Annotated in this window: 14 protein-coding genes; 9 read left to right on the plus strand and 5 right to left on the minus strand. The window is 67.7% G+C overall.

Features of this window, described 5'->3' with window-relative positions; genetic code table 11:
• Positions 1–4 precede the first annotated feature (4 nt).
• A complete protein-coding gene (locus tag WS64_RS04565) occupies positions 5–1228 on the minus strand; it encodes a polyhydroxyalkanoate depolymerase (RefSeq protein WP_060965829.1) in 1224 nt (407 codons plus the stop codon).
• Positions 1229–1400: 172 nt separating this feature from the next.
• Between WS64_RS04565 and WS64_RS04570 the strand changes: the two genes are divergently transcribed.
• Both WS64_RS04570 and WS64_RS04575 read left to right on the plus strand, forming a co-directional pair.
• Positions 1401–2030, plus strand: coding sequence for a glutathione S-transferase family protein (locus WS64_RS04570; RefSeq protein ID WP_060965830.1), 630 nt, complete (start codon positions 1401–1403; stop codon positions 2028–2030).
• A gap of 211 nt (positions 2031–2241) precedes the next feature.
• Positions 2242–2448, plus strand: a complete 207-nt coding sequence (locus WS64_RS04575; RefSeq protein WP_059573884.1) for a hypothetical protein — start codon at positions 2242–2244, stop codon at positions 2446–2448.
• Between the two features lie 109 nt (positions 2449–2557).
• Here the strand turns inward: WS64_RS04575 and proP are convergent, their stop codons facing one another.
• Positions 2558–4048 carry a glycine betaine/L-proline transporter ProP gene (gene proP, locus WS64_RS04580; protein ID WP_060011506.1) on the minus strand — a complete coding sequence of 497 codons (1491 nt, stop codon included), beginning with the start codon at positions 4046–4048 and terminating at the stop codon, positions 2558–2560.
• Positions 4049–4584: 536 nt separating this feature from the next.
• On the opposite strand from proP, the gene WS64_RS04585 reads away from it, so the two are divergent.
• Entirely contained in the window at positions 4585–4917 is a 333-nt protein-coding gene (locus tag WS64_RS04585) for a YnfA family protein (protein ID WP_011545077.1), read from the plus strand.
• Between the two features lie 27 nt (positions 4918–4944).
• On the opposite strand, the gene dnaQ is transcribed toward WS64_RS04585, so the two are convergent.
• The 3 genes from dnaQ to WS64_RS04600 are packed head-to-tail and all read right to left on the minus strand — an operon-like array spanning position 4945 to position 6972.
• On the minus strand, positions 4945–5679 hold the full coding sequence (gene dnaQ, locus WS64_RS04590) for a DNA polymerase III subunit epsilon (protein ID WP_059644208.1): 735 nt from the start codon (positions 5677–5679) through the stop codon (positions 4945–4947).
• Between the two features lie 40 nt (positions 5680–5719).
• Positions 5720–6163, minus strand: a complete 444-nt coding sequence (gene rnhA, locus WS64_RS04595; RefSeq protein WP_060965831.1) for a ribonuclease HI — start codon at positions 6161–6163, stop codon at positions 5720–5722.
• Positions 6160–6972, minus strand: coding sequence for a class I SAM-dependent methyltransferase (locus tag WS64_RS04600; RefSeq protein WP_059573880.1), 813 nt, complete (start codon positions 6970–6972; stop codon positions 6160–6162). Before WS64_RS04600 ends, rnhA begins: the two co-directional genes overlap by 4 nt.
• An 18-nt stretch (positions 6973–6990) precedes the next feature.
• Between WS64_RS04600 and gloB the strand changes: the two genes are divergently transcribed.
• The 6 genes from gloB to carB all read left to right on the plus strand — a co-directional run bounded on the left by gloB (position 6991) and on the right by carB (position 16488).
• Entirely contained in the window at positions 6991–7827 is an 837-nt protein-coding gene (gene gloB, locus WS64_RS04605) for a hydroxyacylglutathione hydrolase (protein WP_059573879.1), read from the plus strand.
• Between the two features lie 151 nt (positions 7828–7978).
• Entirely contained in the window at positions 7979–9556 is a 1578-nt protein-coding gene (locus WS64_RS04610; RefSeq protein ID WP_060965832.1) for a transglycosylase SLT domain-containing protein, read from the plus strand.
• Positions 9557–9746: 190 nt separating this feature from the next.
• The gene (locus WS64_RS04615; protein WP_059573877.1) at positions 9747–10964 is read left to right on the plus strand and encodes an MFS transporter; all 1218 of its coding nucleotides are present in this window, start codon (positions 9747–9749) and stop codon (positions 10962–10964) included.
• A gap of 365 nt (positions 10965–11329) precedes the next feature.
• On the plus strand, positions 11330–12475 hold the full coding sequence (gene carA / locus WS64_RS04620) for a glutamine-hydrolyzing carbamoyl-phosphate synthase small subunit (RefSeq protein WP_059573876.1): 1146 nt from the start codon (positions 11330–11332) through the stop codon (positions 12473–12475).
• Positions 12476–12512: 37 nt separating this feature from the next.
• Positions 12513–13184, plus strand: coding sequence for a leucine efflux protein LeuE (gene leuE, locus WS64_RS04625; RefSeq protein ID WP_059573875.1), 672 nt, complete (start codon positions 12513–12515; stop codon positions 13182–13184).
• 49 nt (positions 13185–13233) lie between these two features.
• Positions 13234–16488, plus strand: a complete 3255-nt coding sequence (gene carB, locus WS64_RS04630; protein WP_060965833.1) for a carbamoyl-phosphate synthase large subunit — start codon at positions 13234–13236, stop codon at positions 16486–16488.
• The last annotated feature ends 113 nt before the right edge of the window (positions 16489–16601 follow it).

The raw sequence follows: 16601 nt of genomic DNA on the forward strand, positions 1-16601 counted from the left end.
GGGGTCACGTCCGACGGCTTCGGCGCAGGCGCTGGCGCGGTCGGCGGGCTTCCGCCAGCGCGAACACGCGCTGCAGCGCCGGATGGACGTTGCCGTGCCAGCGAGGCCCCGTAAACAGCCCGTAGTGATCGCAATCGTCGATGTCGACGCGATGGCGCTCGTCGGCGCAGAGGCCGCTGCACAGGTCGAGCGCCGCATGCGTCTGGCCGGCGCCCGTGACCGCGTCGCAGGCGCCTTCGACGGTCAGCAGCGCGGCGTCGCGCAGCGTGGCCGGTTCGACGCGCCGGCCGCGCACGCGCCACGCGCCGGTCGCGAGCAGCATGCGCTGGAACACGACGTCGACCGTGTCGAGGAAATAGTCGGCCGGCATGTCGAGCAGCGCGGTGTATTCGCGTAGCGCCCGCCGTGCGTCGGCGAGTCCGGTCATGTCGAAGCGGGAAGCGGCGAGCGCGTAGGTCTCGATCAGCGTCAGGAAGCGTTGCGGATACAGCAGCGCGATCTCGCCCTGTTGCAGATAGGTCGGAAACACGTGGCGACCGTGCCCGGCGAAGCCGGGCGGCACGACGTCGATCAGGTGGCGCCGGCACCAGTCGAGCGAATGGGCGGCAGCCGCGGCGCCGAGCGCGCTCGGGTTCGGGCGCGCATCGATCGGGCCGCCGATCAGTGTGACGCTCGCGGGCGGCGCGAGCCCGCGCGCGGCACGCAGCGCGAGCGCGCCGAGCGCCGGCACGGTCGCCTGGCACACGGCGACGACGTGCAGCGGCCGAGCGTCGCGCTGGAGCATGCCGACGAAATCGTCGAGCATCGCGACGTACTCGTCGAGCCCGAAACGGCCCGCCGCGAGCGGCACGTCGCGCGCATTGCGCCAGTCGGTCACGCAGACGTCGCCGTCCGCGAGCAGCGTTTCCGCGGTTTCCCGCATCATCACGGCCGCGTGCCCGACGAGCGGCGCGCACAGCAGCACCGTGCGGCGCGCGTCGTCGTGCGCGAAGCGCCGCAGGTCGCAAAACGGCGTGTGCGCGACGACCTGCTCGCTGACGCCGGGCCACGCGAGGTCGAAGCCCGGTGGCGCGGCCTGGGGGCCGAGCAGCGGCTCGAACAGGTCGTCGTAGCACGACGAAGCGGCATGCGGCAGCGACGCCGCGGGCCATGCGTCGAACGCGTACCGCGTCGCCGCGCGCCATGCGCGCATCCATTCCCGCTGCTGCTCGACGACGGCATACCACATGGCGGACCCTGGGGCGGAAGGAGCGTGAATCTGCATTATGGTCACTGTGGCCGGGCAGCGGGAGCCGGATGTGCGGGCGGCTGATCTGCATCACGCGAACGGGCGCGCTAGGCGCCGCCGCGCGACGCTGCTACAGTCGCCGGTCCCATTCCCTCGAAACGGAGCGTTTGCGATGAAGCTGATCGGCATGCTGGATTCCCCGTTCGTGCGCCGTGTCGCCATTTCGGCGAAGCTGCTCGACCTGCCGTTCGAACACGAGTCGATCTCGGTGTTCCGTCATCTCGAACGGTTCAGGACGCTCAACCCGGCCGTCAAGGCGCCGACGCTCGTGACCGACGGCGGCGCGACGCTGCTCGACTCGTCGCTGATCGTCGACTATCTCGACCACCTGGCCGAGCCGGAGCGGCGCCTGTTGCCCGACGCCGTCGATGCCCGGCTGCGCGCGCTGGTGCCGATCGGGTTCGCGCTCGCCGCAGCCGAGAAAACCGTGCAGCTCGTCTACGAGCAGGCGCTGCGCCCGTCGGACAGGCAGCATGAGCCATGGATCGAACGCGTGCTGAGCCAGCTCGAAGGCGCGTACGGCGCGCTGGAGCCGCTGGCCGCCGCCACGGACGGCTGGTTCGGCGGCGCACGACCGTTGCAGTCGGACGTGACGGTCGCGGTGGCGTGGCGCTTCACGCAGTTCATGGCGGCCGACTACCCGGTGCTCGCGCGGATCGATTCGGCCCGTTATCCGGCGCTCGCCGCGCATTCCGCGCGCGCCGAAGCGCTGCCGGCTTTCGTCGAAACGCCGCTCGCATAGGGCCGGCGCAAGCCCGTTACTGGCGTGAACGGGCCCTCGGCTTCGAAGCGGCCCGCCGGGCGCTCGCATACCGCTGTCGGCCGCCGCGCGGCCTTGTCCGGCAAGCCGCTGCCGATTGTTCTCGACGGCTGACAAGTGACTTCGCATTCGCGCTGTTTATCCGGCGTCGACCGATCCCTAGAATCCACTCCATCAAATCACGCATTGCCAGATGGAGCCGATGATGAAAGCCCTGATCGAATCGAGCCTGTACCACCCGTCCGTCGTGTTGCCGCTTGCCGCGCTGACGCAACTGATGGTCGAGCGCGATTTCAATCTCGGCCAGGTCGGGCTGATCGTCGCGGCGCGCGGTGCGCAGGCGGCCGTGTCGCGGTCGCGCGCGCTGATCTTCTGCCGTGACTGCGAAGCGCGGGCATGAGCGCGTTCGCGTCGATCGAATGAAAGAAGCCCGGCCGGCGCAAGCCGGTCGGGCGGGATCGGTTTCGATCGGGCCCCGGCTTCGGCCGGGGCTTTTCATTGGGCGACGCTTACGCGCGGGCCGGCGTCGCGACGCCGTAGACCTCCGATTCGTCGTCCTCCTCGCGCAACTGGCGAGCGAGCTGATGCGCTTCGCGGCGCGTCGCGACGGCCGGCGGCGAGCCCTTCAGCGGCTGGCGCGCGGATTCGGCGAGCGCGACGACCGACACGATGCCGATCAACGCGGCGCCCATCATGTAATACGCGGGCATCATCAGGTTGTGCGTCACGTCGACGAGCCACGCGGTCACCAGCGGCGTCGTGCCGCCGAACAGCGACACCGACACGTTGAAGCCGATCGCGAGCGCGCCGTAACGGATCTCGGTCGGGAACAGCGCGGGCAGCGCCGACGGCATCACGCCGGTGAAGCACGACAGCAGCACGCCGAGGATCAGCAGGCCGCCGAACACCGACGCGGTGGTGCCCGCATGGATCAGCAGCAGCGACGGGATCGACAGCACCAGCAGGCCGACGCAGCCGGCGAGCATCACCGGCTTGCGGCCGACCTTGTCCGACAGGCGGCCGGCGTACAGCGTCATCGGCATCATCAGCACCATCACGAGCAGCACCAGCACGAGGCTGTGCGATTCGTCGAAGTGCAGCGTCGACGACATGAAGCTCGGCAGGTACGACAGCACCATGTAGTCGGTCACGTTGAAGATCAGCACGAGGCCGACGCACAGCAGCAGCGCGCGCCAGTTGGCGAACAGCGTCTCGCGAAAGCGCGCCTTCGGCACGGCCTTGTCCTGCGCTTCGCGCGCTTCGGCCTGGCGCTTGAACGCGGGCGTTTCCTCCAGCTTCATCCGGATGTAGAGACCGATCAGGCCGAGCGGGCCGGCGATCAGGAACGGCACGCGCCAGCCCCACGACAGCAGCGCTTCCTGCGACAGCGACGCGGTGAGCAGCGCGACGACGCCCGCGCCCAGCACATAGCCGATCAGCGTGCCGAACTCGAGAAAGCTGCCCATGAAGCCGCGGCGCTTGTCGGTCGAGAACTCGGCGATGAAGGTGGCGGCGCCGCCGTATTCGCCGCCGGTCGAGAAGCCCTGCACGAGGCGGGCGACGAGCAGCAGGATCGGCGCCATGATGCCGATCGACGCATAGCTCGGGATCAGGCCGATCGCGAAGGTGCCGACGGCCATCATGATCATCGTGGCGGCGAGCACGCGCTGGCGGCCGATGCGGTCGCCGAGCGGGCCGAACACCATGCCGCCGAGCGGGCGCACGAGGAACGCGGCCGCGAACGTGCCGAAGGTGGCGAGCAACTGCGCGGACGGGCTGCTGGACGGGAAGAACACCTTGCCGAGCGTGACGGCGATATAGCTGTAGACGCCGAAGTCGAACCATTCCATCGCATTGCCGATCGCCATCGCGCTGACGGCGCGCTTGAGCAGGCTCTGGTCGACGACGGTGATGTCGTCCGCGGTGAGCGGGGCGTCGCCGGACGGCGAAGCGGGGGAAGAGACAGCGGTCGGGCTGACGTGTGTTGCGGTCAAGGTCATGCACTCCTTTGACAGCGCCGGAACGGGCGGGCCGTCCGACACGGTTTGCCGGCGAGCGCGGTGTCGCATGCTGCGCGTCGGGGCAGACCATCGAGCAGTTGCTGCGCAGCGGGCAGCAAAGGGCCAAGGGGCTGCTTCGACGCGGGCCCGATGGGCCGTCGCGACAGTGCGCTCATGAAGAATGGGCCGCGTGATGCAAGCGGCGGATGCCGGTGCGGACGAGGAGTCCGGCTTCCGGCAACGCCCCGGAGGGGCAGCGAAACGAGAAAAGCGGGCCTGTCGGGCGGGCTTTCCTGTGGATGCAATTTCGATCGAGGCACCGGCCCGCGTCGTGCGGACGGACTTCTCTCAAAATCGAAAAGACAGAGATTGAATGTTGAAACGGGAGACATGATAGCACGATGACGGACGATCGTGCAAATTGCCGTGGGTCGCCCGCCTGGCGGGGCATCCGGCGCGGCCCGCTCGGGTATGATCGGCGGCGCGCGGCGCGGCCGTGCCGCCCGTCGCGACGGGGCTGATTCGCGAGGAACCGGATGACCGAACTGATGAGGATCGCGGCGCTGTTCGCCGCTACCGCGCTGGCCGAAATCGTCGGCTGCTACCTGCCGTGGCTCGTGCTGAAGGCCGGCCGCCCGGCCTGGCTGCTGGTGCCGGCCGCGCTGTCGCTCGCGCTGTTCGCGTGGCTGCTGACGCTGCACCCGAGCGCGGCGGGGCGCACGTATGCCGCGTACGGCGGCGTGTACATCGCGGTGGCGCTGATCTGGCTGCGGGTGGTCGACGGCGTCGCGCTGACCCGCTGGGACGTGGCCGGCGCGGTGCTCGCGCTCGGCGGGATGGCCGTCATCGCGCTGCAGCCGCGCGCGTGAGCGCGGCCGCGGCGCGGGCCGCGTGCGTCAGGCCGCTTCGGCGGTATCCGCGGCGGCGGACTGGCGCCATACGCAGGTGCCCTTGACCGACTTGTCGAGCTCGTCGAGCTGAGCCTGGTGCGCGGCAAGCTCGTCGTCGCTCGCGGCCACCACGGCCAGGTCGAGCGCGGCGAGCGAGACGCGCTGGCCGTTCGCGGCGCCGCCGTCGGCGCCCGCGTCGTCGAGCATGTCGATCACGAGGCTGTCCTGGCCGCGCGTCATCGCGAGATATACCTCGGCGAGCAGCTCCGAGTCGAGCAATGCGCCGTGCAGCGTGCGGTGCGCGTTGCTGATGCCGAAGCGGTCGCACAGCGCGTCGAGCGAGTTGCGCTTGCCGGGGAACATCTGCTTGGCCTGCACCAGCGTGTCGATCACGCCGCCGCAATGCTCGGAGAACGGCGGCAGGCCGAGCCGCGCGAATTCGGCATCGAGAAAGCCGAGGTCGAACGGCGCGTTGTGGATGATCAGCTCGGCGTCCTTCACGAAGTCGAGGATCTGGTGGGCGACTTCCGCGAATTTCGGCTTGTCGCTCAGGAATTCGGTCGTGAGGCCGTGCACCGCCAGTGCACCCGGATCGCTGTCGCGCTCGGGATTCACGTAGAAGTGCAGGTTGTTGCCGGTGAGCCGCCGGTTCAGCAGCTCGACGCAGCCGATTTCGATGAGGCGGTCGCCCGTGCGGGCGTTCAGGCCGGTGGTTTCGGTATCGAGAATGATCTGGCGCATGTCGGGAAAAGCAACAAAAACAGGAGAAGGCGGCCGGCCGTCAGGCGGCCAGCGATTCGACGCCGCGGTTCGCGAGCGCGTCCGCACGCTCGTTTTCGGGATGGCCGGCGTGGCCCTTGACCCAGCGCCACTCGATCTCGTGCTGCGCGACGAGCGCGTCGAGCCGCTTCCACAGGTCGGCATTCTTCACGGGCGTCTTCGCCGCGGTGACCCAGCCTTTTTTCTTCCACCCGTGAATCCATTCGCTGATGCCTTTCTGCACGTACTGCGAGTCGGTATGGACGACCACGTGGCACGGCCGCTTCAGCGCTTCGAGCGCGGCGATCACGCCCATCAGCTCCATGCGGTTGTTGGTCGTGTTCGGCTCGCCGCCGTACAGTTCCTTTTCCTTGTCGCCGTAGCGCAGCAGCGCGCCCCAGCCGCCGGGGCCGGGGTTGCCCTTGCAGGCGCCGTCGGTATAGATGTCGATGGTGTCGGTTGTCATGAACGTTCTTGATGAGTGGTCGGGGAGGCCGCCGGCGTCAGGCCCGGTGCGAGAACGGGCTTCTTCATCTTGATCGGGCCGACGAGGCGCATGCCGCGCACGCGCTTGACGGCCGTCACCATGTAGACGGCGCCGAAAATCGGCCACCAGCGGTCGCCGGCGGCCTCCATGAAGCCGTAGCGGGCCAGCCACTGGTCGGTGGCGAGCGGCGGCCGGTAGCAGCCGAAGCGGCCGCGTTCGAGGTCGAAACCGAGCAGCTTGATCCAGTCCTTCAGCCGGATGAATGCGATCTGGTCGCGCGTGGCCGGCACGAACGGGCGGTTCGCCATGCGCCCGAACGTCTGCCGCATGCCCCACAGGCTGAGCGAATTGAAGCCGGTGATCACGAGCTGGCCTTCCGGCATCAGCACGCGCTCGGCCTCGCGCAGCAGGCGGTGCGGGTCGGACGTGAATTCGAGCGTGTGCGGCATCACGATCAGGTCGACGCTTTGCGATTCGAACGGCAGGTCGAGCAGGTCGCACCACGTCGTGCTGCGATCGGCGGGCGCATGGCCCGCCGTGTGCGCTTCGCCCGCCCACGGATACTGGTACGGCGCGCTCGCGCCGCTCGCCGGGTCGAGCACCAGGCCGCGATACGGCATGCGGTTCTCGCGCAGTGCGTCGAGCTGCGGCAGGCCGAGCTGCAGCGCGTGGAATCCGAAGACGTCGGACACGATCCGGTCGAGCTGCGCCTGTTCCCAGCCCAGCACGTAGCGGCCGGGCGGCGAGTCGGTCCAGGCAGGCCAGTCTATAATTTGACGGTCAGACATAACGATGATTGCGCGCCCATGAACGAGCTGGAATACGTGCCGGTTCCGGCATTCGAAGACAACTATATCTGGCTCGTCTCGGACGGCCGCGATGCGATCGCCGTCGACCCGGGTGAAGCCGCCCCCGTACGCCGGGTTCTTGCCGAACGAGGCTGGCGGTTGACCGCTATTTTACTCACGCACCACCATGCCGACCACGTCGGCGGTGTCGAGGCGCTGCGCAATAGCCAACCGGACGATGCGCCGCTGCCCGTTTACGGCCCCGCGGCCGAAGCGATCGGCGTGGTCACGCGGCCCCTTGCAGGCGGCGATCGCGTGACGCTCGACGCGCCGGCCGTCGCGTTCGACGTGCTCGACGTGCCGGGCCATACGCGCGGTCACATCGCGTATTTTCAAGCGGCCGGCGAAGGCGCGGCAAGTCGACGCGCGGCCGGGCAGGGCAACGCGGTGCCGCACGTGTTCTGCGGCGACACGCTGTTCTCGTGCGGCTGCGGCCGCCTGTTCGAAGGCACGCCCGCGCAGATGCTCGCGTCGCTCGACGCGCTCGCGGCGCTGCCCGGCGACACCCGCGTGCACTGCGCACACGAATACACGCTGTCGAACATCCGCTTCGCGCTCGCGTGCGAGCCCGGCAATGCGGCACTGGCCGCGTGGCGCGACGACGCGCAGGCGCTGCGCGCGCGCGGCGTGCCGACGCTGCCGACCACGATCGCGCACGAGCGTGCCGTCAACCCGTTCATGCGGGCCGACAGCGCGGCGATCCACGCGACGCTCGAGGCCGAGCTGCACGAAACGGTGACGGATCGTCTGACGGCATTCACGCTGATGCGCGAATGGAAAAACCGGTTCCGATGACGTTTTCCGGAGGACGCCAAAGCTCAAGCGGTATCTGTAAAAATTGCTCCAAATGTAGGATTTCGCTGAGTTTTCGGTGTTTTTATTGACGTGAAGCACGCACTTCCGTAGTATCGCCTGCAATTTCCAGCCGTCGGAAGCCGAGATTTTCATGCGACTTATATTGAGTGCGATGGTGGTACTGCTACTCGCCGCTTGTGCGAGCCAGCCCCCTGTCGCCAACAACGCCGCCGATTCGCAGGCGACGTCCAACTACCTCCGTAAATCAGCCACCGCCAAAGAAACTGTCGACGTCGACAAGCAATCCGTCGGCGACCTGACCACTGCAGACTCCGATCTCTGGGCGCGCATCCGCCGCGGCTTCCAGATGCCCGACCTGCAGAGCGATCTCGTCGACATGCAGACGACCTGGTATACGCAGCGTCCCGATTACGTGCAGCGCATGACCGAGCGCTCGCAGAAGTACCTGTATCACATCGTCGAGGAGCTCGAGGCGCGTCACATGCCGACCGAGCTCGCGCTGCTGCCGTTCATCGAGTCCGCGTACAACCCGCAGGCGCTGTCGGTCGCGAAGGCGGCCGGCATGTGGCAGTTCATGCCCGGCACCGGCCGCACGTACAACTTGAAGCGCAACATGTGGCAGGACGAGCGCCGCGACGTGCTCGCGTCGACGAGCGCCGCGCTCGACTACCTGTCCCGCCTGCACGACATGTTCGGCGACTGGTATCTGGCGCTGGCCGCATACAACTGGGGCGAAGGCAACGTGCAGCGCGCGATCGCGCGCAACCAGGCGGCCGGCCTGCCGACCGACTACCAGAACCTGCGGATGCCGAACGAGACGCGCAACTACGTGCCGAAGCTGCAGGCGGTGAAGAACATCATCGCGAGCCCGCAGCAGTACGGCCTCGCGCTGCCGGATATTCCGAACCACCCGTATTTCGTGACGGTCACGACGTCGCGCGACATCGACGTGGCGGTGGCCGCGAAGCTCGCGAACCTGCCGCTCGACGAGTTCCGCTCGCTGAACCCGTCGTTCTCGAAGCCGGTGATGCTCGGCGCGACCGAGCCGCAGATCCTGCTGCCGTTCGACAACGCGTCCGCGTTCGAGAAGAACCTGAAAGCCTACAGCGGCCAGTTGTCGTCGTGGACCACCTACACGGTCAGCGAACGCGCGCGCCCGGCCGCGATCGCCGAGAAGATCGGCGTCGACGCCGATACGCTGATGTCGGTCAACAAGATTCCGGCCGGCATGCGCCTGAAGCCGGGCTCGACGATCGTCGTGCCGCGCGGCGATGACGATGACGAGGACATCAGCGCCGACGTCGCCGAAAACGGCGCGCTCGCGATGGAGCCGGACGTCCCCGACACGCGCAAGATGCTGATCCGCGTGCGCCGCAAGCAGTCGATGGCGGCGATCGCCGGCCGCTACGGCGTGTCGGTCGGCCAGTTGAAGGCGTGGAACCGTACGCACCGCGATCTCGCGATGCCGGGCCAGGCGCTCGTGCTGCACGTGCCGGTCGGCCGCGCGGTGCCGGCGGAACCCGGTCCGGAGCGGATCGCGACGTCGACGGGCGGTGCGCGCATCGAGCGCGCGAGCCTGGCGGTGGGCGGCAAGTCGCACGGCGGCAAGCGCGGCGGCGCCGCCAAGTCGTCGGCGAAGCCGGCGAAGGCCGCGCCCGCGAAAGCCGCGCCGGCCAAGGCCGCCGCGCACAAGGGCAAGAAGAAGTAAGCGAAGCGAGCGCGGCTGCCGCGCGACGTAACGGCCGGTGAGGCCCGCACGATTGCGCTATCATCCGACGAATTCGACGAAACGCCGTCACCGAGGTGACGGCGTTTTCGTTTGTGCGTTCGTTCGTTTGTGCGCGGCGCGGCGGCGCGGCGGCGCTGCGTCGCGCGTCTTCATATGACAAGGGGAAGCAATGTCGTCGGTGCAGGTGAGGGTGCTCGCGCTGTTTTCGGTCGGGTATTTCGTGTCGTATGTGTTTCGCGGCGTCAATCTGGGCTTCGCGCCGTTCGTCACGCACGAGCTCGGCCTGTCGGCCGCCGATCTCGGCCTGCTCACCAGTCTCTATTTCCTCGGCTTCGCGGGCGCGCAGATCCCGGCCGGCGTGATGCTCGACCACTACGGCCCGCGTCGCGTCACGGCCGGCATGCTGCTGTTCGCGGCGGCCGGCGCGGCCGTGTTCGGCACGGCGCACGGCATCGGCGCGATGATGGTCGGCCGCCTGCTGATCGGCGTCGGCGTATCGGTGTGTCTCGGCGCGGCGTTCAAGGCGCTCGCGCAGCATTTCCCGGTCGGCCGGCTGCCGCTCGTCAACGGCCTCGTGATGGCCGTGGGCGGCCTCGGCGGCGTGATGGTCGGCTCGCCGCTGACCTGGCTGCTCGGCTGGGCGAGCTGGCGTGCGATCTGTTTCGGCCTCGCGGTGCTGACGGTGGCCGTCGCGGCGTCGATCGGCATCGGCGCGCCCGACGCGCAGCAGGCGCGCCACCAGGGCGGGCTCGTCGGCCAGTTCAAGGGCACGTGGCATATCCTGGGCAGCCGCGCGTTCTGGAAGATTGCGTCGTTCTCCGTCGTCACGCAGGGCGTGTTCTACGCGATGCAGTCGCTGTGGGTCGGGCCGTATCTGCGCGATGTCGGCGGATTCGACGCGCCGCATGCCGCGCGTCTCGTGTCGGTGCTCGGCTTCGCGATGATGGCCGGCTGCGTCGGCTTCGGTGCGGCGGCGCGCGTGCTCGAGCGGCGCGGCGTGTCGGTCTACGCCACCTGCGGCATCGGCATGGCGCTGTTCGTCGCGACGCAGCTCGCGATCGTCGCGCGCGTGCCGTTGCCGCCGGCCGTGCTGTGGGCCGCCTACGGGATGTTCGGCGGCGTGGGCATCCTGACCTACGCGGTGATGGCCGGCCACTTTCCCGCTCACCTGATCGGCCGCGCGAACACGACGCTCACGCTGGTGATCTTCCTGCTGATCTTTGCGTTCCAGATCGGCGTCGGCGCCGTGCTGTCGCACTGGCCGGCCGTCGACGGCCGTTATCCGGCCGCCGCGCACTTCACCGCGTGGGGCGTGCTGCTCGCGCTGCAGCTCGCGAGCGCGGTCTGGTACGTGTGGCCCGCGCGCGGCGCTGGCCAAGCGCACTGATCCGGCGGTACGCTCACGGGTGGGGCGGCCGCGGAAACGGGACCGCAGCACGCCGCGCCGCGCCGCCGAGCGCGGCGCGGCCATGATCGGACGGCCATATCAATTGAAGATAGGCCCATTTTCAGGCTATAATTTGAAAGTTTGTGCTGATCAACCTCGCACCCTAGCGCCTACCTCATTCATCCCGTTCATCCGCCGCACGCCGCCAGCCGGGCGATGCCGCGAAGCCTCGTGCGCCACGCGCCGGGTTCGCGTCTCGACAACGCAGGCCGCGTCCAGCAAGCGACCGCGCGCGCCCACGCAGCGCGGCGCTCGCGCGGCAGGGTAAACAGGTCGGCAGCAGGGTGTTCCCCAAGGAGCCTCCCGTGTTGCCGTCTTTTTCTCCCGCCTTGCTTGCACTCGCCGACGGCACGGTCTTTCGTGGTTATTCGATCGGGGCCGAAGGCCATACGATCGGCGAAGTCGTGTTCAATACCGCGATCACCGGCTATCAGGAAATCCTGACTGATCCGAGCTACTCGCGCCAGATCGTCACGCTCACCTATCCGCATATCGGCAACGTCGGCGTCAACGCCGAAGACGTCGAAGCCACGAAAGTCCATGCCGCCGGCCTGATCATCCGCGATCTGCCGACGCTCGCATCGAACTTCCGCATGGACCGCACGCTCGGCGACTACCTGCGCGACGAAGGCGTCGTCGCGATCGCCGGCATCGACACCCGCAAGCTGACCCGCATCCTGCGCGACAAGGGCGCGCAGAACGGCTGCATCCTGACGGGTTCCGACGACGAAGCGAAGGCGATCGAGCTGGCGCGCTCGTTCCCGGGCCTCGCCGGCATGGATCTCGCGAAGGTCGTGTCAACCACCAAGCCGTTCGAGTGGAAGCAGACGGAATGGCGCCTCGAAGGCGGCTACGGCATGCAGGAAGCGCCGAAGTACCGCGTCGTCGCGTACGACTTCGGCGTCAAGTACAACATCCTGCGCATGCTCGCCGAGCGCGGCTGCCACGTGACGGTGCTGCCGGCCCAGGCCAGTGCGGAAGATGCGCTCGCGCTCAATCCGGACGGCATCTTCCTGTCGAACGGCCCCGGCGATCCGGAGCCGTGCGATTACGCGATCGCGGCCACGAAGGCCTTCATCGAGCGCGGCGTGCCGACCTTCGGCATCTGCCTCGGCCACCAGATCATGGGCCTCGCGGTCGGCGCGAAGACGCTGAAGATGAAGACGGGCCACCACGGCGCGAACCATCCGGTGAAGGATCTCGGCGACGGCCGCGTCGTGATCACGTCGCAGAACCACGGTTTCGCGGTCGACGCCGATTCGCTGCCGGCCAACGCGCGCGTGACGCACGTGTCGCTGTTCGACGGCACGCTGCAGGGCTTCGAGCTGACCGACAAGCCGGCATTCTGCTTCCAGGGTCACCCGGAAGCGTCGCCCGGCCCGCACGACATCGGCTACCTGTTCGACCGTTTCACCGCGCTGATGGACGCGGCGAAGCAGCGCACCGCTTAACGTCATCGACGCAACCGAAGGACGGGAGATTCGCATCATGTTCGGCCACGCACTCGGCATCACGGATATCTGGACCTACGTGTTCGGCGTGATCTTCATCATCCTGCTGCCGGGGCCGAACTCGATGTACGTGCTGTCGCTCGCCGCGCAGCGCGGCGTGAAGGCCGGCTATCGCGCGGCCTGCGGCGTGTTCGTCGGCGATACCGTGCTGATGGTGCTGTCCGCCGCGGGCGTCGCGTCGCTGCTGAAGGCGAACCCGCTGCTGTTCTCCGTCGTCAAGTACGGCGGCGCCGCGTACCTGCTGTACATCGGCGCCGGGATGCTGCGCAGCGCGTGGAGCAAGCTGCGCGCGCGCGGCGATGCGCCGGTCGAGGCCCGGCAGGCTGTCGACGGCGAGCGGTCTTTCGACAAACCGTTCCGGAAAGCGCTGATCGTGAGCCTGCTGAATCCGAAGGCGATCCTGTTCTTCATCTCGTTCTTCATCCAGTTCGTCGACCCGGCATTCCCGCATCCCGCGCTGTCGTTCGTCGTGCTCGGGGCGATCGCGCAATGCGCGAGCTTCCTGTACCTGAGCACGCTGATCTTCGCGGGCGCGCGGCTCGCCGAGCATTTCCGCCGCCGCCGCAAGCTCGCGGCAGGCGCGGCGAGCAGCGTGGGCGGCCTGTTCATCGGTTTCTCGGTGAAGCTGGCGCTCGCGACCATGAGCTGAGCGCCGCCGGCCGACCCACGACAACGATTACTTATTGAATTCACAAGCCATGCCAAAACGCACAGACATCAAGAGCATCCTCATCATCGGCGCCGGCCCGATCATCATCGGCCAGGCGTGCGAGTTCGACTATTCGGGCGCGCAGGCTTGCAAGGCGTTGCGTGAGGAGGGCTACAAGGTCGTTCTCGTCAACAGCAACCCGGCGACGATCATGACCGACCCGAACACGGCCGACGTGACCTACATCGAGCCGATCACGTGGGAAGTCGTCGCGCGCATCATCGAGAAGGAGCGCCCGGACGCGATCCTGCCGACGATGGGCGGCCAGACCGCGCTGAACTGCGCGCTCGACCTGCACCACCACGGCGTGCTCGAGAAGTTCGGCGTCGAGCTGATCGGCGCGTCGCCGGAAGCGATCGACAAGGCGGAGGACCGCCAGAAGTTCAAGGAGGCGATGACCAAGATCGGTCTCGGCTCCGCGAAGTCGGGCATCGCGCATTCGATGGAAGAAGCGATCCAGGTGCACGCGCAGATCATGGCGGAGACGGGCGGCAGCGGCTACCCGGTCGTGATCCGCCCGTCGTTCACGCTCGGCGGCTCGGGCGGCGGCATCGCATACAACCGCGAAGAGTTCGAGGAGATCTGCAAGCGCGGTCTCGACCTGTCGCCCACGCGCGAGCTGCTGATCGAAGAATCGCTGCTCGGCTGGAAGGAATACGAGATGGAAGTCGTGCGCGACCGCGCCGACAACTGCATCATCGTCTGCTCGATCGAGAACCTCGACCCGATGGGCGTGCACACCGGCGACTCGATCACGGTGGCTCCCGCGCAGACGCTCACCGACAAGGAATACCAGATCCTGCGTAACGCATCGCTCGCGGTGCTGCGCGAGATCGGCGTCGACACGGGCGGCTCGAACGTGCAGTTCTCGATCAACCCGAAGGACGGCCGCATGGTCGTCATCGAAATGAACCCGCGCGTGTCGCGTTCGTCGGCGCTCGCGTCGAAGGCCACCGGCTTCCCGATCGCGAAGGTCGCCGCGAAGCTGGCGGTCGGCTACACGCTCGACGAGCTGAAGAACGAAATCACCGGCGGCCAGACGCCGGCGTCGTTCGAGCCGACGATCGACTACGTCGTCACGAAGATCCCGCGTTTCGCGTTCGAGAAGTTCCGCGAAGCCGATTCGCGCCTGACCACGCAGATGAAGTCGGTCGGCGAAGTGATGGCGATCGGCCGCACGTTCCAGGAATCGTTCCAGAAGGCGCTGCGCGGCCTCGAGGTCGGCGTCGACGGGCTCGACGAGAAGTCGACCAACCGCGACGAGATCGCGATCGAGATCCACGAGCCGGGCCCGGACCGCATCTGGTACGTCGGCGATGCGTTCCGCATCGGCATGACGGCCGAGGAGATCTTCGCGGAAACCGCGATCGACCCGTGGTTCCTCGAGCAGATCGAGCAGATCATCCTAAAGGAAAAGGCGCTCGTGGGCCGCACGCTCGCGTCGCTGACGTTCGACGAGCTGCGCTACCTGAAGCAGAGCGGCTTCTCCGACCGCCGCCTCGCGAAGCTGCTCGGCGCGACGCCGGAAGACGTCCGCCGCCGCCGCGTCGAGCTGAACGTGCGCCCGGTCTACAAGCGCGTCGACACGTGCGCGGCCGAGTTCGCGACGAAAACGGCCTACATGTACTCGACCTACGAGGAAGAGTGCGAGGCGCAGCCGACCGCCAACAAGAAGATCATGGTGCTGGGCGGCGGCCCGAACCGGATCGGCCAGGGCATCGAGTTCGACTACTGCTGCGTGCACGCGGCGCTCGCGATGCGCGAGGACGGCTATGAAACGATCATGGTCAACTGCAACCCGGAAACGGTGTCGACCGACTACGACACGTCCGACCGCCTGTACTTCGAGCCGCTGACGCTCGAGGACGTGCTCGAGATCGTCGACAAGGAAAAGCCGGTCGGCGTGATCGTCCAGTACGGCGGCCAGACGCCGCTGAAGCTCGCGCTCGACCTCGAGGCGCACGGCGTGCCGATCGTCGGCACGTCGCCGGACATGATCGACGCGGCCGAAGACCGCGAACGCTTCCAGAAGCTGCTGCAGGACCTCGGCCTGCGCCAGCCGCCGAACCGCACCGCGCGCGCCGAGGACGAAGCGCTCGCGCTGGCCGACGAAATCGGCTATCCGCTGGTCGTGCGTCCGTCGTACGTGCTCGGCGGCCGCGCGATGGAAATCGTCCACGAGCCGCGCGACCTCGAGCGCTACATGCGCGAGGCCGTGAAGGTGTCGAACGATTCGCCGGTGCTGCTCGACCGCTTCCTGAACGACGCGATCGAATGCGACGTCGACTGCATCTGCGACGGCGAAGCCGTGTTCATCGGCGGCGTGATGGAGCACATCGAGCAGGCGGGCGTCCACTCGGGCGACTCGGCATGCTCGCTGCCGCCGTACTCGCTGTCGAAGGAAACCGTGGCCGAGCTGAAGCGGCAGACGGGCGCGATGGCGAAGGCGCTGAACGTGGTCGGCCTGATGAACGTGCAGTTCGCGATCCAGCAGGTGCCGCAGGCGGACGGCTCGAAGCAGGACATCATCTACGTGCTCGAAGTGAACCCGCGCGCGTCGCGCACGGTGCCGTACGTGTCGAAGGCGACCAGCCTGCCGCTCGCGAAGATCGCGGCGCGCGCGATGGTCGGCCAGAAGCTCGCGCAGCAGGGCGTGACGAAGGAAGTCGAGCCGCCGTACTTCAGCGTGAAGGAAGCGGTGTTCCCGTTCGTGAAGTTCCCGACCGTCGACCCGGTCCTCGGGCCTGAGATGCGTTCGACCGGCGAAGTGATGGGCGTCGGCCGCACGTTCGGCGAAGCGCTGTTCAAGTCGCAGCTCGCGGCCGGTTCGCGCCTGCCGGAGTCGGGCACGGTGCTGCTGACCGTGATGGACGCGGATAAACCGAAGGCCGTCGAAGTCGCGCGCATGCTGCACGACCTCGGCTACCCGATCGTCGCGACCAAGGGCACGGCTGCCGCGATCGAAGCGGCCGGCGTGCCGGTGAAGGTCGTGAACAAGGTGAAGGACGGCCGTCCGCACATCGTCGACATGATCAAGAACGGCGAGATCGCGCTCGTGTTCACGACGGTCGACGAGACGCGCCAGGCGATCGCCGATTCGCGTTCGATCCGCATGAGCGCGCAGGCGCACAAGGTCACGTACTACACGACGATGTCGGGCGCGCGCGCGGCCGTCGAGGGCTTGCGCTACCTGAAGGATCTGGAAGTCTATGATTTACAAGGTCTTCACGCTCGCCTAAACTAAGCGTTCAGTTACCTGTCGAAGCAACACGTGCCGCGATTAGGCGGTGTTTCCAGTGCATCGGAAGCGCGCTTAATCGCGGTGATTTTTTTTATAGCCGTTTTTAGCGATTGAGC

This window comes from Burkholderia anthina (assembly GCF_001547525.1).
Classification (GTDB): domain Bacteria; phylum Pseudomonadota; class Gammaproteobacteria; order Burkholderiales; family Burkholderiaceae; genus Burkholderia; species Burkholderia semiarida.

Coding starts and splice junctions, on each gene's coding strand:
- carB (WP_060965833.1), top strand. CDS start 13,234: ATGCCAAAACGCACAGACATCAAGAGCATCCTCATCATCGGCGCCGGC.
- WS64_RS04575 (WP_059573884.1), top strand. CDS start 2,242: ATGGAGCCGATGATGAAAGCCCTGATCGAATCGAGCCTGTACCACCCG.
- WS64_RS04585 (WP_011545077.1), top strand. CDS start 4,585: ATGACCGAACTGATGAGGATCGCGGCGCTGTTCGCCGCTACCGCGCTG.
- WS64_RS04610 (WP_060965832.1), top strand. CDS start 7,979: ATGCGACTTATATTGAGTGCGATGGTGGTACTGCTACTCGCCGCTTGT.
- gloB (WP_059573879.1), top strand. CDS start 6,991: ATGAACGAGCTGGAATACGTGCCGGTTCCGGCATTCGAAGACAACTAT.
- proP (WP_060011506.1), bottom strand. CDS start 4,048: ATGACCTTGACCGCAACACACGTCAGCCCGACCGCTGTCTCTTCCCCC.
- dnaQ (WP_059644208.1), bottom strand. CDS start 5,679: ATGCGCCAGATCATTCTCGATACCGAAACCACCGGCCTGAACGCCCGC.
- rnhA (WP_060965831.1), bottom strand. CDS start 6,163: ATGACAACCGACACCATCGACATCTATACCGACGGCGCCTGCAAGGGC.
- leuE (WP_059573875.1), top strand. CDS start 12,513: ATGTTCGGCCACGCACTCGGCATCACGGATATCTGGACCTACGTGTTC.
- WS64_RS04600 (WP_059573880.1), bottom strand. CDS start 6,972: ATGTCTGACCGTCAAATTATAGACTGGCCTGCCTGGACCGACTCGCCG.
- WS64_RS04565 (WP_060965829.1), bottom strand. CDS start 1,228: ATGTGGTATGCCGTCGTCGAGCAGCAGCGGGAATGGATGCGCGCATGG.
- WS64_RS04615 (WP_059573877.1), top strand. CDS start 9,747: ATGTCGTCGGTGCAGGTGAGGGTGCTCGCGCTGTTTTCGGTCGGGTAT.
- WS64_RS04570 (WP_060965830.1), top strand. CDS start 1,401: ATGAAGCTGATCGGCATGCTGGATTCCCCGTTCGTGCGCCGTGTCGCC.